The following is a 24587-nucleotide window of genomic DNA, read 5'->3' as shown; positions in this document are numbered from 1 at the left end:
ATGTCACTTGCCTTTATAACTAGAGACTATTCTTTTGTTACTACATCTCGTTCAACGTCTGCCGATGCTGTTTCTGCCGGCTCTTCATCACCTGATAATGCCAGACCGTCAGCTTGTTTTGCATCTTCTTCGTCTTCTAAATCTCTCATTTCTATTTCTTCTTCATCACCAGAAAGGATTTTCACGTCCATACCTAAGCTTTGAAGTTCTTTGATTAATACTTTAAATGATTCCGGAACACCTGGTTCAGGAACATTGTCGCCTTTAACGATCGCTTCGTATGTTTTCACACGTCCAACCACGTCATCAGACTTCACAGTCAGAATTTCTTGAAGAGTGTAAGCCGCACCGTAAGCCTCAAGTGCCCATACCTCCATCTCACCGAAACGCTGTCCGCCAAATTGTGCTTTACCGCCAAGAGGCTGCTGCGTAACAAGTGAGTAAGGACCTGTAGAGCGTGCATGAAGTTTATCGTCAACCATGTGAGCAAGTTTAATCATATACATGATACCGACGGATACACGGTTATCAAACGGCTCTCCGCTGCGCCCGTCGTAAAGAACTGTTTTAGCGTCACGAGCCATTCCGGCTTCTTCAAGCGTTTCCCAAACATCCTCTTCTCGCGCTCCATCAAATACAGGAGATGCAATGTGAATGCCTAAGTAACGAGCGGCCATACCCATGTGAAGCTCCAATACCTGCCCGATGTTCATACGTGATGGTACGCCCAGCGGGTTAAGCATGATGTCAATTGGTGTGCCGTCAGGAAGGTAAGGCATATCCTCTTCAGGAAGAATCTTAGAGATAACACCTTTGTTACCGTGACGACCGGCCATTTTATCTCCTTCAGAAATCTTACGTTTCTGAACGATATATACGCGTACTAACTGGTTTACACCTGGAGGAAGTTCGTCTCCGTCTTCACGGTTGAAGACTTTAACGTCGTGGATAATTCCGCCGCCGCCGTGAGGCACACGAAGAGAAGTATCACGAACCTCGCGGGCTTTTTCACCAAAAATGGCGTGAAGCAGACGTTCTTCAGCAGTCAGTTCAGTTACACCTTTAGGCGTGACTTTACCAACAAGAAGATCTCCGTCTTTTACTTCTGCCCCGATACGGATGATTCCACGATCATCAAGATTGCGAAGCGCATCTTCACCGACGTTTGGTATATCGCGAGTGATTTCTTCAGGCCCAAGTTTCGTATCACGTGCTTCTGATTCATATTCTTCGATGTGGATAGATGTATAAACATCATCCTTTACAAGACGTTCACTCATGATGATGGCATCTTCATAGTTGTAACCATCCCATGTCATGAAGCCGACCATTACGTTACGGCCAAGCGCAAGTTCACCAAGCTCCATAGAAGGTCCGTCAGCAAGGATTTCTCCTTTTACCACTTCATCGCCGACACTTACGATCGGACGCTGATTGTAGCACGTACCTTGGTTGGAACGGACAAATTTCAGCATGCTGTATTTATCCAAGTTTCCTTTTACTTTTTGACCGTCTACTTCTTCATAACGGCGCACCCAAACGTTTTTCGCCTCTACGCGTTCAACGATACCAGGGTGTTTACAAATCACAGCGGCACCAGAGTCTTTACCTGATACGTATTCCATACCAGTTCCAACGAATGGCGCTTCCGGCTGCATCAAAGGCACAGCCTGACGCTGCATGTTCGCTCCCATTAGGGCACGGTTAGAGTCATCGTTTTCCAAGAACGGGATACATGCTGTCGCAGCAGATACAACCTGCTTAGGCGATACATCCATGTAGTCTACGCGGCTTCTGGATACAGCGGTGTTCTCCCCGCGGAAACGGGCAATGATGCTGTCATCGATAAAGGCGCCTTCGTCATCAAGACGAGCGTTCGCTTGTGCGACAACATAGTTATCCTCTTCATCAGCAGTTAAGTAATCGATTCTGCCCGTTACCTTCCCTGTTTCAGGGTCAACGCGTCGATATGGCGTTTCGATAAAGCCAAAACGGTTTACTTTTGCATATGATGAAAGCGAGTTGATCAAACCGATGTTCGGACCCTCAGGCGTCTCAATCGGACACATACGGCCATAGTGAGAGTAGTGAACGTCACGCACTTCCATTCCGGCACGCTCACGTGTCAAACCACCCGGCCCTAATGCTGACAGACGGCGCTTATGTGTTAATTCAGCAAGCGGGTTCGTCTGGTCCATAAATTGTGAAAGCTGAGAGCTTCCAAAGAACTCTTTAATCGACGCAATAACAGGACGAATATTGATCAGCTGCTGAGGTGTAATTGTATTCGTATCTTGAATTGACATTCTCTCACGAACCACACGCTCCATACGGCTTAAACCGATACGGAATTGGTTCTGGAGAAGCTCACCTACAGAACGCAAACGACGGTTTCCAAGATGATCGATATCATCTGTGTCGCCTACTCCGTGCAACAAGTTGAAGAAGTAGCTGATAGAAGAAATAATGTCAGCAGGCGTGATGTTTTTAATCTCTTCTTCGGTGTAAGCATTACCGATTACATTAATAACCTGTTCTCCTTCTTGATCAGTTGGAGCAAAGATTTTAATCGATTGAAGAGTCACTTCATCTTCAACAACGCCGCCATTAGGATACAGCTTTCTGAAACCAATGCCGTTTTCTAAGTATGGCAGTACTTTATCAAGTGTTCTTCTATCAAGAATCTGACCTTTTTCAGCCAGGATTTCTCCTGTTTCAGGGTCAACAAGCGTTTCAGCAAGTCTCTGGTTAAAGAGGCGATTCTTAATATGAAGTTTTTTATTAATTTTATAGCGTCCTACATTGGCAAGATCATATCGTTTCGGATCAAAGAAACGAGAATCAAGCAAGCTTTTCGCATTTTCAACTGTAGGCGGCTCTCCAGGACGGAGACGCTCGTAAATTTCAAGCAGCGCTTTGTCACTGTTTTCTGTATTATCTTTATCAAGCGTATTTCGCAGGTATTCGTTCTCTCCTACGAGATCAAGAATCTCTTGATCGGAACCGAAGCCAAGAGCACGCAAAAGAACCGTAACCGGCAACTTACGTGTGCGATCAATGCGGACATAAACTACATCTTTCGCATCAGTTTCGTATTCTAACCATGCGCCACGGTTTGGAATGACAGTAGCGGTAAAACCTTTTTTACCGTTTTTGTCTACTTTACCACTGAAATATACACTTGGAGACCGAACAAGCTGGGAAACGATAACACGTTCCGCACCATTAATGATAAAAGTACCTGTATCTGTCATAATAGGGAAATCTCCCATGAAGACATCTTGGTCTTTTACCTCTCCAGTTTCTTTGTTAATTAAACGAACCTTCACTCTTAGCGGAGCTGAATAAGTCACATCGCGTTCTTTTGATTCCTCTACAGGATATTTAGGATCACCTAAACTATAATCAATGAACTCAAGAGAGAGGTTACCAGTGAAATCCTCAATTGGTGATATGTCTTGAAACATCTCTCTAAGACCCTCATCAAGAAACCACTGATAAGAAGAGGTTTGAATTTCAATGAGATTTGGTAATTCTAACACTTCGCTAATGCGAGCATAGCTTCTGCGCTGGCGGTGTCGTCCATACTGAACTAGTTGACCTGTCAACTGATTCACCCCTCAAATCATGCGTATTATATGTGTAATAAGCATTTCTTTCTAAGAAAAAATGCTTTTACAAGACAAAAGAAAAAAGGGTTTCTAATTAAGAAAACCACATCCAAAAACAAATACCGATTTTATTAGCATTTCCATACTTGTATAATTTATACATAGATATTGACAATTCATCATATCAAGTAAAATATATACATTGGCATTTTACAATATTAACATATCTGCAATACCGAGTCAAACTTTTTTTGCTTTTATGATATAATAGCCTTTCTTTTTTTGAACGACAGAAACTTCATCGAACAGTTCCTCTAGCTTTTCAATGGCAGAAGGCGCACCTTGTTTTTTCTGTATGACGATCCACAACTCACCTGAAGCTTTTAAGTGTTCAGCGCTTTTCTCAAAGATAGCATGGACAACTTTTTTTCCGGCTCGGATTGGGGGATTTGTAAGAATAGAAGCAAATGTTTGAGCAGAATCAACGTTTGAAAACAAATCACTCTGATAAATCTTAACATTTGTTATCCCGTTTTGTTCCGCATTTTCATTTGATAGCTCTACAGCTCTCTCATTGACGTCAATCATGTGGATAATCCGGTCTTTAAAGTCGCTGGCCAACGATAAACCAATCGGGCCATAGCCGCAGCCTATATCTAGGATACCACCCTCAACTTCAGGCTCTTCAAAAGAATCAATCAGCAGACGGGAGCCAAAATCAACTTCCTTTTTAGAAAAAACTCCGCTGTCGCTAGTAAATATGAAATCTTTATTACGAAGCCTAAAAGACCAGGTTTGCTTATTGCTTTTTACTGAAGGTTTTTCTGAATAATAGTGCTCACTCATTATTAGAACCTCCTTTTGTCGTGTCTTAAAGAATGGCAAAGAAAAAGCTCGCCTCATAAAAGCGAGCTCCCCCTACAGGTAAGTGAAGATTACTTAACTTCTACAGAAGCGCCAACTTCTTCAAGTTTAGCTTTAAGCTCTTCAGCTTCTTCTTTAGCAATACCTTCTTTAAGTGGTTTTGGAGTGTTGTCAACAAGTTCTTTAGCTTCTTTCAAGCCAAGACCAGTGATTTCACGTACAACTTTGATTACTTTGATTTTTTGAGAACCTGCACCAGCAAGGATAAGGTCGAATTCGCTTTGCTCTTCAGCAGCTCCGCCACCAGCAGCTCCGCCAGCTACAGCTACAGGAGCAGCAGCAGTTACGCCGAATTCTTCTTCGATTGCTTTTACTAGGTCGTTCAATTCAAGTACAGTTGCTTCTTTAACGGAAGCAATGATTTCTTCGATATTTAAAGCCATTTGTAATTCCTCCATTTTGTTTTAATTTATGAAAAACTGATTAGATTAAGCGCCTTGTTCTTCCTTTTGTTCTGCCACAGCTTTTGTAGCAAGAGCAAGATTGCGAACTGGAGCTTGAAGTACGCTAAGCAACATAGAAAGTAAGCCTTCGCGTGATGGAAGTTCAGCAAGAGCTTTCACTTCTTCAACAGTAGAAACTTTACCTTCGATAACGCCAGCTTTGATTTCAAGAGCTTCGTGATTTTTAGCGAACTCATTAAGAACTTTAGCCGGAGCGACAACATCTTCAGTGCTGAATGCGATCGCGTTCGGTCCAGTTAAGAAATCATTCAAACCATTAAGCTCAGCTTGTTCAATCGCACGGCGAGTCATCGTATTTTTGTAAACTTTGAACTCAACGTTAGCTTCGCGAAGCTGTTTACGAAGTTCTGTTACTTCAGAAACGGTAAGTCCGCGATAGTCAACGATGATCGTTGATTTACTTTCTTTCAGTTTAGAAGCAATTTCTTCAACAACAACTTTTTTTGTTTCAATTGCGCTGCTCATGGTTACACCTCCTATAGATTCTTGTGTAACACTTATACCGTTAGGTGATCACGACTGAGACGACGGATTCCATATAAAAAGCCTCCATGAGACATGGAGGCTGTATATACAAGCATACGTAACGTAATAGCTGTGATAATATACACCTCGGTAGGATCATTAAGCTGTTAGGCCCCTACTGTCTACGGTATAAATGATATTCTATTTTACAACATTTTGAATCATATCATAATGTTGATGTCGAGTCAATATTATTTTACGTTGAAAGTTGAAGAGTCTACTTTGACACCAGGTCCCATAGTAGAAGTTACAGCAACGTTTTTCACGTAAACGCCTTTTGCTGCAGCAGGTTTAGCTTTCAGGATTGTGTCGTACATTGTTGTGAAGTTCTCAACAAGTTTTTCATCCTCGAAAGAAACTTTTCCGATAGGAACATGAATGTTTCCAGCTTTATCAACACGGTATTCAACTTTACCAGCTTTAATTTCGCCGATTGCTTTTTCAACTTCGAATGTAACTGTACCAGTTTTAGGGTTTGGCATTAAACCTTTTGGTCCAAGTACACGACCGATTTTACCAACCTCACCCATCATGTCAGGTGTAGCTACGATTACATCGAAATCGAACCAGCCTTGTTGAATTTTGTTAATGTAGTCAGTATCGCCAACGAAATCTGCACCAGCAGCTTCAGCTTCTTTCGCTTTTTCGCCTTTTGCGAAAACGAGAACGCGCTGAGTTTTACCAGTTCCGTTTGGAAGCACAACTGCTCCACGGATTTGCTGATCGTTTTTACGAGGGTCAACCCCTAAACGGAAAGCCACTTCAACTGTAGCGTCGAATTTAGCTGTGTTTGTTTTTTTAACGAGAGCTACTGCTTCAGAAACGTCGTAAGCTTTAGAACGTTCTACAAGCTTAGCAGCTTCAACGTACTTTTTACCTTTTTTAGCCATTTTAAAATTTCCTCCTTATGTGGTTATAGCGGAATAACCTCCCACGAATAAGGGTTGCGAACTTGTTAAAACTCGCAACCCGACAAGAAACAAATTAATCCTCGATTACAATACCCATACTGCGTGCAGTACCTTCAACCATGCGCATTGCCGCTTCAACGTCTGCTGCGTTTAAGTCAGGCATTTTTGTTTCAGCGATTTCGCGTACTTTATCGCGCTTAACGGTTGCCACTTTATTACGGTTTGGTTCACCAGAACCAGACTCAATTCCAGCTGCTTTTTTAAGCAATACTGCAGCAGGCGGAGTTTTTGTAATAAATGTAAATGAACGGTCTTCGTAAACCGAAATTTCAACAGGAATGATTAAACCAGCTTGGTCAGCTGTACGAGCGTTAAACTCCTTACAGAATCCCATGATGTTAACACCGGCTTGACCAAGTGCAGGTCCAACTGGTGGTGCTGGGTTAGCTTTTCCAGCAGGAATTTGCAATTTTACAACTTTTACTACTTTTTTAGCCACGAGACACACCTCCTTAAGTCCGTGATGTGGTAATAGGGTAAACCCTCCCACTCAAGGTTTCATTCTTTATATGAATGATGAAATATCAAGCTAGTTGCCTTGGATAAGTCCAAGACGTACCTTTGCTATATTATCATTTATATATAGCGATTTCAAGTTTTTTCACATTACAATTTATCGATTTGGGTAAATTCCAGCTCAACCGGTGTTTCACGGCCGAACATATTAACGAAAACTTTGACCTTGCTTTTGTCATAATCAATCTCTTCAATTGATCCAGTAAAGTTGGCAAAAGGCCCGTCTATTACTTTCACTGTCTCTTTCAACTCAAAGTCGATATCCGTTTTGCGTTCATCCATGCCCATTCTCTTTAGAATGGTTTCCGCTTCGCCCGGAAGCAGCGCTGTCGGTTTTGAACCAGAACCGGCAGATCCTACGAATCCAGTGACGCCCGGCGTGTTGCGGACAACATACCAAGAGTCATCGGTCATGACGATTTCAACAAGCACATAACCTGGGAATACTTTCTTTTTCACGACTTTCTTCTTGCCATTTTTAATATCCGTTTCTTCTTCTTCAGGTACGACCACACGGAAAATTTTATCCTGCATACCCATTGATTCAACACGTTTTTCCAAGTTGGCTTTTACTTTATTCTCATAACCAGAGTACGTGTGAACAACATACCAATTCTTTTCCATTCTCTTCAGGACTCTCCAGTCCTTCCCTCCCCGCAATTGGTTTTTTGTGAATTACCATAATACTTCAAAAAATAGGCAGAAAACCTATGCTAACTTTCGTTTTAAGCCACAATAAAAAACCCGCTGAACGGGTTTTGGCAAGTGATATTATGATCTATTATAGCACGTATTGCTGATCATTATTCAACTATTAAACGAATTAATTGAGAAATTCCTGTGTCAAGGAGGGCAAAAAAGATAATAAAAAAGATAACTGTTGAAATCACCGTAATGGTATAACGCGTTAACTCTTTTCCTTTAGGCCAGCTTACCTTTTTCATTTCTTTCCCAACGTCTTTAAAGAATTTCATAATACGCATGTAAAAGACCTCCACAATTTAAAAGCGCAAAAACTATTTTGTTTCAAGATGGGCTGTATGTGAATTGCAAGTACTGCAGTATTTCTTTACTTCTAATCGCTCAGCCGCTGATGCAGAGCTCTTCATTGTCGTATAATTACGGTTTCCGCATGTCTTGCATGCTAACGTAATCTTTTTTCTCATGTCATTACACCTTTTTCTAAATAGACATTAGTTCTTATCCCTAGTAACATATCATAGACAGAAAAATACTGTCAATATCACTTTAAATTGCTACTACAAACTGATTTCACGAATTTCCAGGTACTTCTCCAGCTTGCGCTTCACACGCTGAAGAGCATTGTCGATCGATTTCACATGCCGGTTCAGTTCATCGGAAATCTCTTGGTAGCTTCTTCCGTCGAGATATAAAACGAGTACTTTTCTCTCTAAATCACTTAATAATTCTCCCATTTTCATTTCAATATCATCAAATTCTTCCTGGTTGATAATCATTTCTTCAGGATTTAAAGTTTTCGCTCCTGAAATGACATCAAGCAGTGTTCGGTCTGACTCTTCATCAAAAATCGGTTTATCTAATGAGACGTAGGAATTCAAAGGAATGTGTTTCTGGCGAGTAGCTGTCTTTATTGCGGTAATGATTTGGCGGGTAATACATAATTCTGCGAAAGCTTTGAATGAGGTAAGCTTGTCCTCCTTGAAGTCGCGAATAGACTTATAGAGGCCTATCATACCTTCCTGAACAATATCCTCCCTGTCCGCTCCTATTAAAAAGTAGGATCTTGCTTTTGCGCGAACAAAGTTTCGGTACTTTGTAATCAAGAAATCTAACGCATCACTGTCCCCAACATGAACCTTTTCAATGACCTGCTCGTCCTCCAACTGGCAAAACTGCTCTTTGTTGAATTTTCCCTTGTTGTTCTGTAGATTCACTCCGATCCCCCCGGCGCACGTAGATAGAAATATTATACAATATTGGGCAAAAAAGCGTCAACTTAATCTAAGTCTCCTCGTCTCCACTTTTCAAATGTTTTTAATACCTCTTCCGATAAAGCAATTTTACCCGCCGGCTTTTCGGAAGTGATTTTTCTTACCCGTCTCTCTATTCGTCTTTCAATCGCTTCTACCTCTCGCAAAAGCTCCCGGGCCGACTTCCTCAAGGCCCCCTGTCCGAAAATCGCCCACTGCTCAGTATAGTCAGAGGTCGCAACATGGATTTGAGTCGCAATATTATCCAAAGCCTGGGCAAGCTTTTCTATCCGCTCGTCAGCCGTTTCATTTTCTTTTGTAAAAATCACTTCAACCCTGTGGTTGGTCTGCTTTGTCTCAATCCCTTTTACAAGATGCGCGTCAAAAACTACGATCACCCTGTGTCCTGTATACGATTGAAATTCCGCCATTTTCTGAATCAGTACGTCTCTCGCTTCTTCAAAACTGTTCGCTTTTAAATCCTTCAGCTGCGGCCAGGCTCCAATCATGTTGTATCCGTCTACTAACAGGATATCCATGGGTTTTTATTCTCCCAGAGGGTTTCGTTTCCGGTAGACTTCATACATCAAAAGGCCAGCCGCGACAGATGCATTCAGTGAAGTTACCTTCCCAGCCATCGGGAGTTTAATGAGAAAATCACATTTTTCTTTAACGAGGCGGCCCATCCCTTTTCCTTCACTTCCAATGACTAAAGCCAAAGGCATATTGCCGTCCATATTGCGGTAATCCTCACGTGCGGATGCGTCCGTTCCGACAACCCAGATCCCCCGCTCTTTCATTTCTTCTAACGTTCGCGCCAGGTTGGTGACTCTTACGACGGGAATGTGTTCAATAGCCCCTGTTGAAGCTTTTGCCACTGTTGTTGTCAGTCCTACGGCTCTGCGCTTTGGAATCACGATGCCATGGGCGCCGACCGCATCAGCCGTTCTCATAATGGAACCGAGATTATGAGGGTCTTCAAGCTCGTCCAAAATGAGGATGAAAGGCTGTTCATTTCTTTCTTCAGCTGCTTTATATAAATCGTCCAGTTCCGCATATTCATACGCGGCAACCTGCGCCACTACGCCTTGATGCTGTCCTGTCACCATTTGATCGAGTTTTTTTCTTGGGACATACTGAATCGTGATCCCCTGCTTTTTCGCAAGCTCAATCACCTGCTGCGCTTGTCCCTTTACCGTGTTTTCCGCCATCCACAGCTTATACAGCTTACGATCTGATTTTAACGTCTCGATCACTGCATTTTTTCCTATGACGTAATCATGCTGCTCACTCATTTGTTTTCCTCCCTGACGTTCCGAATTGTATAGCTTCGGCAACGAGCTGACTAAGTCGTTCCTCTTTTTTCTCTAGAAAAAGGTAGCCCAGCAACGCTTCAAATGCCGTACTGTAGCGGTACGTCTGAACATCTGTATTTTTAGGTGTCGTTCCCGACTTGGCATTTCTGCCTCTTTTCAGCACAGCTTCCTCTTCTTCTGTAAAAAAGGACTGCTCCTGCAAAAAGAATAGGATCTGAGCCTGTGACTTTGCCGAAACGATTCGGCTTGATTTCTTATGAAGATCATTTGGTTTGGTAAAGCCCTGCTTAAGCAGGTGATGCCTGACATACACTTCAAAAATGGCATCACCTATATAAGCAAGCGCAAGGCCGTTAAGCTGCTTTGAATCTTTTATCTTTTCAAAATCAAGCATCCGCTATTCTCCCCGTTTCCAGCGAGTGCCTTGAGCCGTATCTTCAAGTATGATATTCATGCTTTTCAGCTGGTCGCGGATCTGATCTGATAATGCAAAATCACGATTTCGGCGTGCTTCGTTTCTTTTTTCGATTAGGTCTTCAATTTCTTGATCGAGAAGTTCCTGCTCGCCCAATGAAAAACCAAGGACAGACACAATGCGCTCAAACATTTCGATAAACGACGTAATCACATGATCAGCCGTATTGTCTTTCTGAAGATAATAATTGGCATGCTTTGCTAAGTCGAACAAGACAGAAATGGCATTCGCCGTATTAAAGTCATCATCCATCGCTTCTTCGAATACCTTGCGGTGCTCTTCGATTTTTTCCAGCCACTGATCGTCATCTTCCGTTAAATTTGTACTGCTGTTCAGGCGGTGCTGAAGGTTGCTGTACGCTGTTTTCAAACGGTTAAACGCGCTTTTTGTATTCTCCAGAAGCTCTTCTGAATAATTAATCGGATGACGATAATGAACAGAAAGCATAAAGAATCTCAAAAGCTGCGGATCGTGCTGTTTGATGATGTCATGCACAAGCACAAAGTTGCCAAGTGATTTTGACATTTTTTCATTATCGATATTGATATAGCCATTATGGAGCCAATACTTCGCAAATGTTTTACCTGTCAGCGCCTCAGACTGCGCAATTTCATTTTCATGATGAGGGAAGGTTAAATCCTGTCCGCCCGCATGGATATCAATTTGGTCACCCAGATACTTTTTCACCATTGCTGAGCATTCAATATGCCAGCCCGGGCGTCCTTTTCCCCAAGGGCTATCCCAAGATATTTCGCCTTCTTTTGCCGCTTTCCACAAGGCAAAATCAAGAGCATCTTCTTTTTTCTCGCCGACTCGGATGCGTGCACCTGATCTCAATTCATCAATTGACTGCTGAGAAAGCTTTCCGTACCCCTCAAATGCTCTTGTTTTGAAATAAACGTCACCTTCTGATTCATAAGCATATCCTTTTTTCACCAGCTGATCGACGAATTCGATAATTGCATCCATGTTTTCCATCACTCGCGGGTGAAGATCAGCTTTTCGGCAGCCGAGCGCACCTACATCTTCAAAGTATGCTTTAATAAAACGCTCTGAAATGGCAGGCACATCCTCACCGAGTTCATTTGCCGCTTTAATCAATTTATCATCCACATCTGTGAAGTTAGAGACATACTGTACATCATAGCCTTTATACTCCAAATAGTTTCGAACCGTGTCGTATACGATAGCCGGACGGGCGTTCCCGATGTGAATGTAATTGTAAACCGTAGGTCCGCACACGTACATTTTCACTTTTCCCTCTTCAAGAGGAATGAATGTTTCCTTCTGTCTAGTCAATGTATTGTAAAGTGTGATTGTCATTTTTGATTGATCCTTTCTTTTCTGTCTTCAAGGTTTTCAAGCTCTGCCTTCAGTTCTAAAATCTGCTGTTCCAAAGACTTAAAGCGATCAGCAACCGGATCGGGCAAATCCTGATGATTTAAATCGCGTCTTACTTTCTTTCCATTTTGTATAACGACCCGTCCAGGAATGCCGACAACTGTTGAAAAATCAGGAACATCGTGCAACACGACTGAACCAGCGCCAACCTTTGACCCTTCACCGACAGTAATTGAACCGAGCACTTTAGCACCTGTGGCTATCAATGCGTCATCTTTAATCGTTGGGTGCCTTTTCCCCTTTTCTTTCCCCGTTCCCCCGAGGGTAACCCCCTGAAAAACGGTTACGTTATTGCCGATCTCACATGTCTCCCCAATGACAACTCCCATACCGTGATCAATGAAAAATCTTCTCCCGATTGTAGCGCCGGGGTGGATTTCAATCCCAGTAAAAAATCGGCTTGCCTGAGATATAAGGCGTGCAAGGAAATAAAATTTTCGTTTATATAAAGCATGTGCAATCCGATGCGCCCATATAGCATGTAAACCTGAATAAGTTAAAATCACTTCAAAATAGCTTCTTGCTGCAGGATCTTGATCGAACACTGTATCAATGTCTTCTTTTAGCATTCTAAAAAACACATGCTCCCCCCACTTCTCTATCTGATTTCCTCTTTCCCCAATAAAAAAAGCGCCTCTGCATGACAACATGACAGAGACGCTTTAACCGCGCGGTTCCACTCTGTTTGAAAAGCAGACTTCTGCTCTCCCAACTTCAGCCTGTAACGGCGGCGGCCGCCTTTGAATACTGGTTTCGAAAAATGTTCTTCAAAGGTCTTAAGGGCGCACTTCTAAAACCCAGCTCATGGATCTTTCTCAGCCAATGAAGATCCTTTCTGTAATGGCCTAAAGCTTTATACTCTTCCCTGTCAACAATCATTTATTTAAATATTTTTCAAGCGCTGAATCGCATTCTCTTTACCAATCAATTCAATTGATTGCGGCAGTTCCGGTCCGTGAGTTTGGCCTGTGACAGCAACTCGGATCGGCATAAACAGTTTTTTCCCTTTATGACCTGTTTCTTTTTGCACCGCTTTGATTGAAGCTTTGATGTTATCAGGAGTGAACTCCTCAAGCTCTTCAAGCTTCGCAGCGAATGTGCTGAGCACTTCAGGAACCTGCTCCTCTCCCAGAACAGCTTTTGCTTCTTGATTATACTCGATCTCTTCCGTAAAGAACAAATCAGTCAACTCAACAATTTCCGCACCATAGCTTAATTGCTCATGATACAGGGAAATCAGTTTGCGAACCCACTCTTGTTCTTCAGCAGAAAGCTCAGTGCCGACTTTGCCGGCTTTTTGCAGATGCGGAAGTGTCAGTTCAACAACCTCATCAAGATCCAGCTTCTTCACATATTGATTGTTAACCCATTTTAGCTTATGCATATCAAACAAAGCTGGTGATTTAGATAAACGGTTCACATCAAAAATGTCAATAAACTGTTCTTTTGTAAATAACTCCTCTTCACCAACCGGTGACCAGCCAAGCAGGCCGATAAAGTTGAACAGCGCTTCAGGCAAGTATCCAAGCTCTTTATACTGCTCAATGAATTGAATAATAGACTCATCCCGTTTGCTGAGCTTTTTACGGCTTTCATTTACGATCAGCGTCATATGACCAAACTGAGGAACATCCCAGCCGAATGCTTGATAGATCATAATTTGTTTCGGTGTGTTAGAAATATGATCCTCACCGCGCAACACGTGTGTCATTTTCATTAAATAGTCATCAATCGCTACCGCGAAGTTATAAGTAGGCGTTCCGTCCTTTTTCACAATAACAAAGTCGCCAATGTCATTTGATTCGAAAGTAATGTCACCTTTTACGATATCGTTGAAGGCAATAACTTTTCCTTCCGGCACGCGGAAACGAATACTTGGTTTTCTGCCTTCAGCAACAAACTTTTCCTGTTCTTCCTGAGTCAGATTTCTGTGTTTCCCAGAATAACGCGGTGTTTCCCCGCGGGCAATCTGCTCTTCACGCTCTTTTTCAAGCTCTTCTTCCGTGCAGTAACATTTATAAGCAAGCCCTTTTTCAAGAAGCTCTTCATAGTACACTTTATAGATATCGTTACGCTCTGACTGACGGTATGGGCCATATTCACCACCGACATCCACACTCTCATCCCAGTCAATACCAAGCCATTTCAGATAATTCAGCTGGCTTTGTTCTCCGCCCTCAATGTTGCGCTTTTGATCAGTATCCTCCACACGAATAATAAACTTACCGCCTTGATTGCGGGCAAATAAATAATTAAAAAGCGCTGTTCTGGCATTTCCAATATGCAAATGTCCGGTTGGACTTGGTGCATAACGGACGCGTACTTCGTTTCCCATTTTCAAATACTTCCTTTCATGTCATGTATGGCCTCAGGCAAAAATGTATGAATCTATTCTACCACCAAATAGACCCAGCATCAAAGCAAGTTAACCTTTTTGTATCAGTACTGTTGCTTGAGCTGCTATTCCCTCCGCTCGACCTGTAAATCCAAGCTTTTCGGTCGTTGTAGCTTTTACATTGATTTGAGAAACATCAGCCTCAAGGCCTTCAGCGATTCTATTTCTCATATCTTCTATGTAAGGCAGCATTTTTGGCTTTTGTGCAATGATGGTGCAGTCAATGTTTCCAAGCACATAGCCCTTCTTTTTCACGATCTCCCAGACATGCTGAAGTAATTTGAAAGAGTCCGCGTCCTTAAATTCCGGATCAGTATCAGGAAAATGCTTGCCGATATCGCCTTCTCCCACTGCTCCCAGACAGGCGTCAGCGATCGTATGCAGCAATACGTCTGCATCAGAGTGGCCGAGCAGCCCTTTCTCATAGGGGATTTCAATTCCGCCAATAATCAGAGGGCGGCCCTCTACTAATTGATGCACATCAAATCCTTGTCCAATTCTAAACATGTGTATTCCCACTCTCCGAATTCATGATAGCTTCAGCTGACGTTAAATCGTCTGGCGTCGTCAGCTTAATATTTGTATAGCTGCCTTCTACAACACGGACCGAAACGCCCTCCATCTGTTCAATAAGACTGGCGTCATCCGTTCCTAAAAACCCCTTATCCTCCGCCTCAGCGTGGGCTTTCATCAATAAAGACAGACGAAAAGCTTGTGGCGTTTGGACAGCCCACAAGCTAGAACGTTCAATCGTCTCACTGACTTGTAAATCTTGAACGCGTTTAATCGTATCTTTTACCGGGACAGCGAGTATTGCCGCTCCTGCCTGTTCCGCTTCAACGATCAGTTGATCAATTTGTTCATGCTTTATAAAAGGGCGGGCGCCGTCGTGAACAAGGACGATCTTTTCATGTTTCACAGCTTTCAGCCCCTTATAAACACTGTACTGTCGCTCATCTCCGCCTGCCACAAGCTCAATAGCGGTTTGAAACGGATAATTGGCCAGCAATGCCTGAAAGTGCTCCCGTTCATGCTCATTAACCACCAAAATGATTTTTTCGCAGAGCTGGTGGCTGTCAAACACTCTTAACGTGTGAATGATCACAGGGTCTCCTTTCAGCTCTATGAACAGTTTATTTCTCCCTGCCTTCATCCGTTTCCCCTGTCCGGCTGCAGGAATCACCACATCATAACTCATTGTTTTTTCTCCCTTTACAGCGCCTTCTCCAACAGCTTGGGCTTAGCAAATATCATTCGTCCCGCTGCTGTTTGCAGCACACTTGTAACGAGTACATCAATATGTTTGCCGATATAATTGCGTCCTTCTTCAACGACAATCATTGTACCGTCATCCAAGTAAGCAACTCCCTGATTATGCTCTTTCCCGTCCTTAATGACCTGAACATTCATTTCCTCGCCAGGAAGCACAACAGGCTTGACCGCGTTGGCAAGGTCATTAATGTTTAATACTGCTACCTTTTGAAGCTCGCATACTTTATTTAAATTAAAATCATTTGTCACGACAACCCCGGATGTCAGCTTAGCGAGTTTGACTAGCTTGCTGTCAACCTCCTGAATATCTTCAAAATCGCCTTCATAAATTTCAACTTCAATGTCTAACTCTTTCTGAATGCGGTTCAGGATATCCAGGCCGCGGCGTCCTCTATTTCGTTTTAATACATCTGAAGAGTCAGCGATATGCTGCAATTCTCCAAGGACAAACTGCGGAATTACGATAATCCCCTCTAAAAACCCAGTCTGACAAATATCTGCTATTCTTCCATCAATAATAACACTTGTATCTAAAATTTTCAGCTTCTTGTCCTGAACCTCAAGTTCTTCATCGGCTGTTCCTTTTTTCTTTTGCATTTTGGCAGAAATGGAAAACAGGCTGATCAATTCATCCTTTTTCTTAAAGCCCACCTGGAAACCGAGATAACCGAGGAAAAATGCTAAAAACACAGGGATGATGGTGCTGAATATGCGATAAGGTATATTGTCTAAAGGAATCACATTAACGATAAGATAAGCAATTATAAGTCCAAAAACCAAGCCAAGGCTTCCAAATAACAAATCTGGAACCGGCGCTTTTAACAATGAATCCTCTATCCATTTCACCCAGTTCACAACGTAATCTGTACCCCATATACTGATGAGAAAAAAGATAATTGCTCCTATGGCCGCAGACGTATATGCGTTTGTTAATAAAGGTATGTCCTGTATATTTAACAGTACAAACAATTCAGGTATTAAAAATATACCAACAACGCCGCCAAAGATAATGAAGAACGCCTGAACTATTCGTTTTAACATACCCCCACCTCCTTTTTTAACATTTTATTTTAATAAAGTTTTATTCATCCCACAAATATCAGAATAAACAAAAACCAACCGTAATATACCCGTATTTATAAGGTTTTAACCGAAATCATAGCTGCCTGTCTAAATAATGCTTCTCTTGCAGGCGTTTCAATCCTTTTTTGATTTTTTGGGCTCGTACTTCACCGATACCCTCAACTTCATCTAATTCTTCTGCACTCGCTTCAATAATCATTGGCAGAACTCCAAATGCTTCTACAACATTTTCAACAATCGGCATAGGAAGACGCGGTATCTTATTTAACAGCCTGTATCCTCTAGGCAATACATAATCATCAAGATTTGTAGAAGCCGGATAACCGAGCAGCTTATAAACAATGGAATCATCCAGTAAATCATAACTGGACATATCCTGCAGCTCTTTCAAGAGAACAAACGGGTCTTTAATCTTTTCTTTCACATAATCCTTAATAAATAAAGCGGCTTCTTCTTCCATATCCGTAATCAATTCAATGACTTGCAGCTTAATCAGATGCCCTTCTGTTCCCAGTTCTCTGATATACATGTTAATTTCATTTTTGATTCTCAATACCATTTCATAACGGTGCATCACCGACAGAACATCGCTGAAGGTAACAAGTTCTTCAAACTCTAAAGCATTCAGTGCATTAATGGTTTTATCCAGAATTGTTTTATATTTTTCGAGAGTTTGAATGGCTTGATTCGCTTTTGTTAAAATAAATCCTATATCTTTTAGCGTATACTTCATGCTTTCCTGATATAACGTGATCACGTTCCTTCTTTCAGAAATGGCGATCACGAGACAGCCTGTCTGCTTAGCTACTCTTTCGGCGGTACGGTGCCGCATTCCTGTTTCTGATGAAGAAATTGTAGCTTCAGGCATCAGTTGTGTATTTGCATATAGGATCTTTTGCCCAGAATCACTTAAAATAATTGCCCCGTCCATTTTAGCCAGCTCATATAAATGCGCCGGAGAAAAAGCAGTGTTAATGTGGAAACCACCATCTACAACTTCTTTTACTTTATCATTATATCCAACAACAATCAGACCGCCTGTATTTGCTCTCAGTACATTTTCTATTCCAGCTCTGAGCGGAGTACCCGGAGCAACAAACTGCAATATAGATGACAGGTCTAACTCGTGTTTCGCCCCTTTTTTGTCTTTTTCCATCTATTATCCTCCTAATGAAGTACGAAGCGCCTCTGCAACATTTGCTACTCCGACAACCTCAATCCCTTTTGGTTTTGTCCATCCATCCAGATTTGCCGCGGGTATAATCATGCGTTTAAAACCAAGCTTAGCCGCTTCTTTCACACGCTGCTCAATTCTAGAAACCCGCCGGACTTCTCCGGTCAATCCCACTTCTCCTATAAAACAATCTGCGGGATTTGGAGGTGTATCTCTAAAGCTGGACGCGATACTGACCGCAATGGCTAGGTCAATCGCCGGTTCATCCAGCTTAACTCCGCCGGCCACTTTCAAATAAGCATCCTGATTTTGCAGCAGCAGCCCAACTCTTTTTTCTAAAACAGCCATTAACAGAGAAACCCTGTTGTGATCTATTCCTGTTGCCATACGGCGCGGATTGCCAAAACTAGTAGGCGAGATGAGCGCTTGAATTTCAACGAGAATCGGTCTTGTGCCCTCCATAGAAGCAGTGATGCTCGAGCCTGCAGATCCCGCTGAACGCTCTTCTAAGAAGATCTCTGAAGGGTTCAAAACCTCGGTGAGTCCTTCTTCCCGCATTTCAAAAATGCCCATTTCATTTGTAGAACCAAAACGGTTTTTAACAGCCCGTAAAATACGGAAAGTATGGTGGCGTTCCCCTTCAAAATATAAAACAGTGTCAACCATATGCTCTAACAGTCTCGGCCCTGCAATAGACCCTTCTTTCGTTACGTGCCCTACAATAAAAATCGGGATCCCTTTTGTTTTTGCAATTTTCATCAGCTCAGCCGTACATTCTCTAACCTGTGACACACTGCCCGGGGCCGATGTAATATCGCTCTGATAAACCGTTTGAATAGAGTCAACAACGACAAACGATGGATTCATCTCTTGTATAGCAGACGAAATATACTCCATATCGGTTTCAGATAAAACATGCAGGGAAGGATTATTAATACCGAGACGATCTGCTCGAAGTTTCGTTTGTTTGACCGATTCTTCTCCTGAAATGTATAGCACACTGTTTGATGAATCTGATAATTGAGCGGAAACCTGCAGCAATAACGTTGACTTCCCGATACCGGGATCGCCGCCGATTAAAACGAGTGAACCTTTAACAACGCCTCCGCCAAGCACTCTGTTAAACTCGCCAAGCTGGGTTTTAACCCGGGGTTCTTCTGATGTTTCGATTGATGTAATAGGTGAAGGTTTGTGTACAGTTTGAACAGAATGAGAAAATGCCGCTCTCCGATTGGCCGGCGCTTTTTTAATCATTTCTTCCACCATTGTATTCCAAGCGCCGCAGCCCGGACATTTCCCCATCCATTTTGGAGATTCGTAACCGCAGGATTGGCAGATGAATTTCGATTTTGTTTTAGCCATATATAGTGTAAGACCTCTCCCTTGTTCTATTTCTTGATATGAAAGTGAGGCATACACTTACATGCTGTATGCCTCTTTTTCACCTTATATATTAATTCGTTTTAGCAGTCGTTTTTACGACAATTTCGCCGTCTTCTACATCGAGAACAATATGCTGCCCTTTATGAATATTTCCTCTGAGAAGTTCTTCAGACAAACGATCCTCGACATGTTTTTGGATCGCTCTTCTTAGCGGACGGGCACCGTATTCCAAGTCTACTCCCTCTTCCGCGACTTTCGCTTTTGCAGCATCAGTTAATTCGATAGAGAGATCCTGTTCTTTCAGGCGTTTCGTTAATTGATCAGACATTAATGACACGATTTCAGTGAGATGTTTCTTCTCAAGTGAATGGAAGACAATGATTTCATCAATCCGGTTAATAAACTCCGGTCTGAATGCGCGCTTCAATTCACCCATCACTTTATCTTTCATGTCCTTATGATTTTGCGTCTCATCTTGAACATTAAAGCCGACATATTTATTGCGTTTCAGCTCACTTGCACCGACATTTGACGTCATAATCAGAATCGTATTGCGGAAATCAACTGTACGTCCTTTAGAATCAGTCAATCGCCCGTCTTCAAGAACTTGCAGAAGGATATTGAAGACATCAGGGTGCGCTTTCTCAATCTCATCAAGAAGCACAACAGAGTAAGGTTTTCTTCTGACTTTCTCTGTTAATTGACCGCCTTCATCGTATCCTACATATCCCGGAGGTGAACCGACAAGTCTTGAAGTTGAGTGTTTTTCCATGTATTCAGACATATCGATTCGGATCATCGCTTCTTCATCGCCGAAAATGGATTCAGCAAGTGCTCGCGCAAGTTCTGTTTTACCTACACCTGTAGGGCCTAAGAAAATGAATGAGCCGATTGGACGTTTAGGGTCTTTCAATCCTGCTCTTGCGCGTCTGACTGCTTTTGCAACGGCGACAACCGCTTCATCCTGGCCGATGACACGGGAGTGAAGGATGCTCTCCATATTGAGAAGCTTATCTGTTTCCGTTTGGGCGATTTTAGATACAGGCACCCCAGTCCAGCTGGCTACAACCATCGCAATATCATCAACAGTAACCTCTGAGTTTTCCTGCCCTTGCTTCTCTTTCCATGATTTTTTCGTATCCTCTACTTGCTCGCGCAAGCGCTGCTCAGTATCACGCAAGGAAGCCGCTTTTTCAAACTCTTGGCTTTGGACTGCCGCATCCTTCTCTTTACGAACCTCATCAAGCTTCTGTTCAAGCTCTTTTAAGTTAGGAGGTGTTGTAAATGAGCGGAGTCTAACCTTTGAGCCCGCTTCGTCAATCAAGTCAATTGCTTTATCTGGAAGGAAGCGGTCAGAAATATATCTGTCAGAAAGCTTAACCGCAGCTTCAATGGCTTCATCAGTGATAGAAACGCGGTGGTGGGCTTCATATCTGTCACGCAGACCTTGTAAAATTTGAATACTTTCATCTGCAGATGGCTGATCAACTTGGATCGGCTGAAAACGGCGTTCCAATGCTGCATCTTTTTCAATATATTTACGGTACTCATCAAGAGTCGTCGCTCCGATACATTGAAGTTCTCCGCGAGCAAGTGAAGGTTTTAAAATATTAGACGCATCAATGGCACCCTCTGCTCCACCCGCTCCGATTAAGGTATGGAGTTCATCAATGAATAAAATGATGTTTCCTGCCTGACGAATTTCATCCATGACTTTCTTCAGGCGATCCTCAAATTCACCGCGGTATTTTGTGCCGGCTACAACTGTTCCCATGTCTAGGGTCATCACGCGTTTATCACGCAAAATTTCAGGAACCTCGTTATTGATAATTTGCTGTGCCAGGCCTTCTGCGATAGCCGTTTTACCTACACCTGGTTCACCAATGAGAACAGGGTTGTTTTTCGTCCTGCGGCTTAACACTTCGATCACACGCTGGATTTCTTGGCTTCTGCCGATGACAGGGTCAAGACTGTCTTCCTTTGCAATAGCAGTTAAGTCTCTTGCCAAGCTGTCAAGTGTAGGGGTATTGGCATTGCTGTTTGTTCCTGTCGCTGATGATCCTGTTTCATTGCTTCCAAGAAGCTGGAGCACCTGCTGTCTTGCTTTATTTAAACTGACACCGAGGTTATTCAGGACTCTTGCAGCAACACCTTCACCTTCGCGAATCAGACCAAGAAGAATATGCTCTGTTCCAACGTAAGAATGACCGAGTTTTCTTGCCTCATCCATTGAAAGCTCAATGACCTTCTTAGCTCTGGGAGTATAATGAATCGTTTGAGACATTTCTTGCCCGCGTCCAATCAAACTTTCAACTTCTTTTTGAATTTTATCTGAACCAAGTCCAAGTGCTTGAAGTGCTTTAGCTGCAATCCCTTCTCCTTCTCGTACCAGTCCTAATAAAATATGCTCAGTGCCAATGTTATTATGACCTAAACGAAGTGCTTCTTCCTGTGCAAGCGCCAGTACTTTTTGAGCTCGTTCTGTAAATCTTCCAAACATCATATCGATTCATCCTCCTGTCTTTTCCCGTTCATTTCTAAGTGAAGCCGTTCTCTGATGAGAGCTGCTCTTCTAATGTCCCTTTCATTCGGACGCAAAGCGCCTCCCGAGTACTGCTGTAAAAAACCTGGCTGTGTTAAAATCATTAGTTCATTAAGTATGTTGCTTGAAAGTCCTTTAATAATGCCTAAATCAATACCCAGCCGGACATCGGAAAGGCACTTAGCAGTTTCTTTCGATTCTATCATCCGGCAATTGGACAAGACCCCATAAGACCGATACACCTTATCCTCCAGTTCAATTTTAGAGGTTTGATAAAGTGCTTTTCGGGCAGAGCGTTCTTGTTCAATCAGATGGGCAGCAACACTGTTAAGGTCATCCACAATATCCTGCTCTGACTTACCCAGCGTGATCTGATTTGAAATTTGAAAGATATTCCCTACTGCTTCGCTGCCTTCCCCGTAAATTCCTCTAACAACCAAGCCTAATTGATTAATCGCCGGTATAATTCGATTTATTTGCCTAGTTAAAACCAAGGCCGGCAAATGCATCATGACTGAAGCCCTTAAACCTGTACCTACATTTGTAGGGCAGCTGGTTAAGTATCCTCGTTGCTCATGAAATGCATAATCAACTTTTTCTTCAATCCAGTCATCGACCTGATTTGCGGCTTTCATTGCCTCTACAAGCTGAAATCCAGGAAAAAGACATTGAATTCTAATATGATCCTCTTCATTTAACATAACGCTTACTTCCTCATTTTCAGAAAGCAAACAGCCGCCAAAAGGAGACTCTGTCAGATTTGGACTAATTAAATGTTTTTCAACAAGCACACGCTTTTCTAAAGACTGTGCATCATTCATTCTGATCAAAACAAACTTTCCGATTCCGGGAATTTCTTGTTCTGAAAACTGATCTTCAAATTGCTGTATGATGGATGAGGCTTCTTCATTAGAATACCGCGTAGGGAACCGAATATGTTCAAAGTTCCTTGCTAAACGTATGCGGCTGCTGAGTACAATGTCACTTTCAGGTCCTTTTTGCTTCATCCAACTGCTTAGTGCGTCCTGAATAAAATGCTTGAGCGACATTACCCCTGTTCCTCCTCACTATCTTTACTTTTGATTGTTTGTTCTAATGATCGAATTTGATCTCTCACACGGGCTGCATGTTCAAACTCTTCTTGATGGATTAAGGATTCTAACTCTTTCTTCAGCATGTCAATCTGCCGTCTCACATGGAGATTGCCGCCTATACGTTTCGGTATTTTCCCAGCATGCACAGTGTTTCCGCTATGCACTTTCCGTAAGATAGGTGTAATGTTGCTATGAAATGATTTATAACATTCAGAACATCCAAAACGGCCGATTTTTCTAAATTGCTGAAAAGTCATTCCGCATTTTGGACAAGCTGATATTTGCTCCGAGTGACTGAACATTTGAGTTCCTGCCTTCTGAAATGAGGAATCCATATTCAGCAAACCCGAAAGTAAATTATGAATAGAGAAACCTTGATTTGCACTTATACCATATGAATCACTATTTTCTTTGGCACATTGTTCACAAATATGAACTTCTATTTTTTCTCCGTTAACAACCTTTGTAAAGTGAAAAGTGGCTGGTCTCTCATGGCACTCTTGACAAATCAATCTTTTCACCCGCTTATTTTAGTTTTAAAGAAGTCAGCATAGCCTTCATCATTCTCGCCCTTAATTCATCACGTTCAGGCAAGTCAATGTGTAAAACCGAACGGTCCATTACGCTGATCATCATTTTTGCTTCTCTTCCTGAAATCACCTTATCTTCTAATAGCCTTAAAATAATGTCATCAGAGGCGGCTTGAGACAAATGGGTACTTATTTGAGAAATAATATTATTGATCAGGACAACTTCACTGTTCATTTTAATTTTAATGATTCTGATGTAACCGCCGCCCCCGCGCTTACTTTCAACAATATATCCTCTTTCGCTTGTGAATCTGGTGTTGATGACATAATTGATTTGGGAAGGAACGCATTGAAATTTATCTGCAATTTCACTTCGTTTAATTTCTAAAATTTCCTTGCCGTTCTGATCTAACACTCGTTTTAAATATTGTTCTATGATGTCAGAAATATTATGTCCCACTCAACCTCCTCCTTTACTGACTTTGACTATATTTGACTTTAATCTTACTATAAGGCGTTTCACAAGAATTTTCAACTTTCTCGCTCTATCCTTTATTATTTCCATTTTCTCAGTCCATAAAACCTGATTGCTACTTTAAAATTCAGTGTAAAGTTATTATATTATACAATTAAAAGGAACTTTATGATACTAATAAACCAGAATACAAAAAAGGCAGCTCAGATGAGCTGCCCTTTTTCAAATTGCTTGGCGGCGTCCTACTCTCACAGGGGGAAACCCCCGACTACCATCGGCGCTGAAGAGCTTAACTTCCGTGTTCGGCATGGGAACGGGTGTGACCTCTTCGCTATCGCCACCAAACAAAATGAGAGATGTTCTCTCAAAACTAGATAACAGATGTAACATCATTCAAATGTGGTTAAGTCCTCGATCGATTAGTATCTGTCAGCTCCATGTGTCGCCACACTTCCACCTCAGACCTATCAACCTGATCATCTTT

At 42.3% G+C, this 24587-nt stretch carries 25 protein-coding genes, 2 rRNA genes and 2 other annotated features; all 27 genes read right to left on the bottom strand.

All coding sequences use genetic code 11. The annotated features are described in order from the left end of the window. Nucleotides 1-26: 26 nt before the first annotated feature. Nucleotides 27-3608, bottom strand: a complete 3582-nt coding sequence (rpoB, locus tag AAGG74_RS22665) for a DNA-directed RNA polymerase subunit beta (RefSeq protein WP_162104327.1) — start codon at nucleotides 3606-3608, stop codon at nucleotides 27-29. Nucleotides 3609-3851: 243 nt separating this feature from the next. Further along, the gene (locus AAGG74_RS22660; protein ID WP_429677314.1) at nucleotides 3852-4457 is read right to left on the bottom strand and encodes a class I SAM-dependent methyltransferase; all 606 of its coding nucleotides are present in this window, start codon (nucleotides 4455-4457) and stop codon (nucleotides 3852-3854) included. Nucleotides 4458-4546: 89 nt separating this feature from the next. Beyond that, a complete protein-coding gene (gene rplL / locus AAGG74_RS22655; RefSeq protein WP_162104329.1) occupies nucleotides 4547-4918 on the bottom strand; it encodes a 50S ribosomal protein L7/L12 in 372 nt (123 codons plus the stop codon). Nucleotides 4919-4963: 45 nt separating this feature from the next. Then, nucleotides 4964-5464, bottom strand: coding sequence for a 50S ribosomal protein L10 (rplJ, locus tag AAGG74_RS22650; protein ID WP_429677312.1), 501 nt, complete (start codon nucleotides 5462-5464; stop codon nucleotides 4964-4966). Between the two features lie 65 nt (nucleotides 5465-5529). Further along, nucleotides 5530-5670 (bottom strand) — a sequence feature (ribosomal protein L10 leader region). Between the two features lie 45 nt (nucleotides 5671-5715). After that, complete coding sequence (rplA, locus tag AAGG74_RS22645; RefSeq protein WP_162104331.1) at nucleotides 5716-6414, bottom strand: 50S ribosomal protein L1; 699 nt, start codon at nucleotides 6412-6414, stop codon at nucleotides 5716-5718. 94 nt (nucleotides 6415-6508) lie between these two features. Continuing rightward, nucleotides 6509-6934: a 50S ribosomal protein L11 gene (rplK, locus tag AAGG74_RS22640; protein ID WP_003156430.1), complete on the bottom strand. Its 426-nt coding sequence runs from the start codon at nucleotides 6932-6934 to the stop codon at nucleotides 6509-6511. Nucleotides 6935-7101: 167 nt separating this feature from the next. Beyond that, the gene (gene nusG / locus AAGG74_RS22635; protein ID WP_010332761.1) at nucleotides 7102-7635 is read right to left on the bottom strand and encodes a transcription termination/antitermination protein NusG; all 534 of its coding nucleotides are present in this window, start codon (nucleotides 7633-7635) and stop codon (nucleotides 7102-7104) included. Between the two features lie 179 nt (nucleotides 7636-7814). Next, nucleotides 7815-7994, bottom strand: coding sequence for a preprotein translocase subunit SecE (gene secE, locus AAGG74_RS22630; RefSeq protein ID WP_072182892.1), 180 nt, complete (start codon nucleotides 7992-7994; stop codon nucleotides 7815-7817). 33 nt (nucleotides 7995-8027) lie between these two features. Further along, the gene (gene rpmG, locus AAGG74_RS22625) at nucleotides 8028-8177 is read right to left on the bottom strand and encodes a 50S ribosomal protein L33 (RefSeq protein ID WP_003156421.1); all 150 of its coding nucleotides are present in this window, start codon (nucleotides 8175-8177) and stop codon (nucleotides 8028-8030) included. Nucleotides 8178-8270: 93 nt separating this feature from the next. Next, nucleotides 8271-8927 carry an RNA polymerase sporulation sigma factor SigH gene (gene sigH / locus AAGG74_RS22620; RefSeq protein ID WP_162104332.1) on the bottom strand — a complete coding sequence of 219 codons (657 nt, stop codon included), beginning with the start codon at nucleotides 8925-8927 and terminating at the stop codon, nucleotides 8271-8273. Between the two features lie 62 nt (nucleotides 8928-8989). Then, entirely contained in the window at nucleotides 8990-9502 is a 513-nt protein-coding gene (rae1, locus tag AAGG74_RS22615; RefSeq protein ID WP_162104333.1) for a ribosome-dependent mRNA decay endonuclease Rae1/YacP, read from the bottom strand. A 6-nt stretch (nucleotides 9503-9508) separates the two neighbouring features. Then, nucleotides 9509-10258, bottom strand: coding sequence for a 23S rRNA (guanosine(2251)-2'-O)-methyltransferase RlmB (rlmB, locus tag AAGG74_RS22610; protein WP_162104334.1), 750 nt, complete (start codon nucleotides 10256-10258; stop codon nucleotides 9509-9511). Further along, complete coding sequence (locus AAGG74_RS22605) at nucleotides 10251-10673, bottom strand: mini-ribonuclease 3 (RefSeq protein ID WP_162104335.1); 423 nt, start codon at nucleotides 10671-10673, stop codon at nucleotides 10251-10253. The genes rlmB and AAGG74_RS22605 overlap by 8 nt, the downstream gene beginning before the upstream one ends. Nucleotides 10674-10676: 3 nt before the next feature. Next, nucleotides 10677-12077 (bottom strand): cysteine--tRNA ligase, encoded by a 1401-nt coding sequence (gene cysS, locus AAGG74_RS22600; protein ID WP_429677309.1) that lies wholly within the window; start codon nucleotides 12075-12077, stop codon nucleotides 10677-10679. After that, a complete protein-coding gene (cysE, locus tag AAGG74_RS22595; protein ID WP_429677307.1) occupies nucleotides 12074-12736 on the bottom strand; it encodes a serine O-acetyltransferase in 663 nt (220 codons plus the stop codon). The genes cysS and cysE overlap by 4 nt, the downstream gene beginning before the upstream one ends. 69 nt (nucleotides 12737-12805) lie before the next feature. Next, nucleotides 12806-13036: a binding site (T-box leader), on the bottom strand. 2 nt (nucleotides 13037-13038) lie between these two features. After that, nucleotides 13039-14490 carry a glutamate--tRNA ligase gene (gene gltX, locus AAGG74_RS22590; RefSeq protein WP_429677305.1) on the bottom strand — a complete coding sequence of 484 codons (1452 nt, stop codon included), beginning with the start codon at nucleotides 14488-14490 and terminating at the stop codon, nucleotides 13039-13041. Nucleotides 14491-14580: 90 nt separating this feature from the next. Continuing rightward, complete coding sequence (ispF, locus tag AAGG74_RS22585; protein WP_162104339.1) at nucleotides 14581-15057, bottom strand: 2-C-methyl-D-erythritol 2,4-cyclodiphosphate synthase; 477 nt, start codon at nucleotides 15055-15057, stop codon at nucleotides 14581-14583. Continuing rightward, on the bottom strand, nucleotides 15050-15748 hold the full coding sequence (gene ispD / locus AAGG74_RS22580) for a 2-C-methyl-D-erythritol 4-phosphate cytidylyltransferase (RefSeq protein WP_162104340.1): 699 nt from the start codon (nucleotides 15746-15748) through the stop codon (nucleotides 15050-15052). The genes ispF and ispD overlap by 8 nt, the downstream gene beginning before the upstream one ends. Before the next feature lie 14 nt (nucleotides 15749-15762). Continuing rightward, nucleotides 15763-16863 (bottom strand): PIN/TRAM domain-containing protein, encoded by a 1101-nt coding sequence (locus AAGG74_RS22575; protein ID WP_429677304.1) that lies wholly within the window; start codon nucleotides 16861-16863, stop codon nucleotides 15763-15765. Between the two features lie 115 nt (nucleotides 16864-16978). Then, complete coding sequence (disA, locus tag AAGG74_RS22570; protein WP_162104342.1) at nucleotides 16979-18061, bottom strand: DNA integrity scanning diadenylate cyclase DisA; 1083 nt, start codon at nucleotides 18059-18061, stop codon at nucleotides 16979-16981. 3 nt (nucleotides 18062-18064) lie between these two features. Then, nucleotides 18065-19441, bottom strand: coding sequence for a DNA repair protein RadA (gene radA, locus AAGG74_RS22565; protein ID WP_162104343.1), 1377 nt, complete (start codon nucleotides 19439-19441; stop codon nucleotides 18065-18067). Between the two features lie 91 nt (nucleotides 19442-19532). Next, a complete protein-coding gene (clpC, locus tag AAGG74_RS22560) occupies nucleotides 19533-21965 on the bottom strand; it encodes an ATP-dependent protease ATP-binding subunit ClpC (protein ID WP_429677302.1) in 2433 nt (810 codons plus the stop codon). After that, entirely contained in the window at nucleotides 21962-23053 is a 1092-nt protein-coding gene (mcsB, locus tag AAGG74_RS22555; RefSeq protein ID WP_162104345.1) for a protein-arginine kinase McsB, read from the bottom strand. The genes clpC and mcsB overlap by 4 nt, the downstream gene beginning before the upstream one ends. Further along, nucleotides 23053-23610, bottom strand: a complete 558-nt coding sequence (gene mcsA, locus AAGG74_RS22550) for a protein-arginine kinase activator protein McsA (protein ID WP_162104346.1) — start codon at nucleotides 23608-23610, stop codon at nucleotides 23053-23055. Before mcsA ends, mcsB begins: the two co-directional genes overlap by 1 nt. A gap of 13 nt (nucleotides 23611-23623) precedes the next feature. Then, entirely contained in the window at nucleotides 23624-24088 is a 465-nt protein-coding gene (ctsR, locus tag AAGG74_RS22545; protein ID WP_162104347.1) for a transcriptional regulator CtsR, read from the bottom strand. Nucleotides 24089-24332: 244 nt separating this feature from the next. After that, a 5S ribosomal RNA gene (gene rrf / locus AAGG74_RS22540) occupies nucleotides 24333-24448 on the bottom strand. Nucleotides 24449-24502: 54 nt separating this feature from the next. Beyond that, nucleotides 24503-24587 (bottom strand): 23S ribosomal RNA (locus AAGG74_RS22535); the annotation flags it as partial.

It is taken from the genome of Bacillus mexicanus, from assembly GCF_050445615.1.
In the GTDB taxonomy this organism is placed as follows: Bacteria; Bacillota; Bacilli; order Bacillales; family Bacillaceae; genus Bacillus; species Bacillus mexicanus.
This window is presented reverse-complemented; position numbering and strand designations above follow the sequence as displayed.

Excerpts from the sequence above, each read along its gene's own strand:
- AAGG74_RS22660 (WP_429677314.1), bottom strand. The coding sequence starts at position 4,457 with ATGAGTGAGCACTATTATTCAGAAAAACCTTCAGTAAAAAGCAATAAG.
- rplL (WP_162104329.1), bottom strand. The coding sequence starts at position 4,918 with ATGGCTTTAAATATCGAAGAAATCATTGCTTCCGTTAAAGAAGCAACT.
- rplJ (WP_429677312.1), bottom strand. The coding sequence starts at position 5,464 with ATGAGCAGCGCAATTGAAACAAAAAAAGTTGTTGTTGAAGAAATTGCT.
- rplA (WP_162104331.1), bottom strand. The coding sequence starts at position 6,414 with ATGGCTAAAAAAGGTAAAAAGTACGTTGAAGCTGCTAAGCTTGTAGAA.
- nusG (WP_010332761.1), bottom strand. The coding sequence starts at position 7,635 with ATGGAAAAGAATTGGTATGTTGTTCACACGTACTCTGGTTATGAGAAT.
- secE (WP_072182892.1), bottom strand. The coding sequence starts at position 7,994 with ATGCGTATTATGAAATTCTTTAAAGACGTTGGGAAAGAAATGAAAAAG.
- rpmG (WP_003156421.1), bottom strand. The coding sequence starts at position 8,177 with ATGAGAAAAAAGATTACGTTAGCATGCAAGACATGCGGAAACCGTAAT.
- rae1 (WP_162104333.1), bottom strand. The coding sequence starts at position 9,502 with ATGGATATCCTGTTAGTAGACGGATACAACATGATTGGAGCCTGGCCG.
- rlmB (WP_162104334.1), bottom strand. The coding sequence starts at position 10,258 with ATGAGTGAGCAGCATGATTACGTCATAGGAAAAAATGCAGTGATCGAG.
- AAGG74_RS22605 (WP_162104335.1), bottom strand. The coding sequence starts at position 10,673 with ATGCTTGATTTTGAAAAGATAAAAGATTCAAAGCAGCTTAACGGCCTT.
- cysS (WP_429677309.1), bottom strand. The coding sequence starts at position 12,077 with ATGACAATCACACTTTACAATACATTGACTAGACAGAAGGAAACATTC.
- gltX (WP_429677305.1), bottom strand. The coding sequence starts at position 14,490 with ATGGGAAACGAAGTACGCGTCCGTTATGCACCAAGTCCAACCGGACAT.
- ispF (WP_162104339.1), bottom strand. The coding sequence starts at position 15,057 with ATGTTTAGAATTGGACAAGGATTTGATGTGCATCAATTAGTAGAGGGC.
- ispD (WP_162104340.1), bottom strand. The coding sequence starts at position 15,748 with ATGAGTTATGATGTGGTGATTCCTGCAGCCGGACAGGGGAAACGGATG.
- AAGG74_RS22575 (WP_429677304.1), bottom strand. The coding sequence starts at position 16,863 with ATGTTAAAACGAATAGTTCAGGCGTTCTTCATTATCTTTGGCGGCGTT.
- disA (WP_162104342.1), bottom strand. The coding sequence starts at position 18,061 with ATGGAAAAAGACAAAAAAGGGGCGAAACACGAGTTAGACCTGTCATCT.
- radA (WP_162104343.1), bottom strand. The coding sequence starts at position 19,441 with ATGGCTAAAACAAAATCGAAATTCATCTGCCAATCCTGCGGTTACGAA.
- clpC (WP_429677302.1), bottom strand. The coding sequence starts at position 21,965 with ATGATGTTTGGAAGATTTACAGAACGAGCTCAAAAAGTACTGGCGCTT.
- mcsB (WP_162104345.1), bottom strand. The coding sequence starts at position 23,053 with ATGTCGCTCAAGCATTTTATTCAGGACGCACTAAGCAGTTGGATGAAG.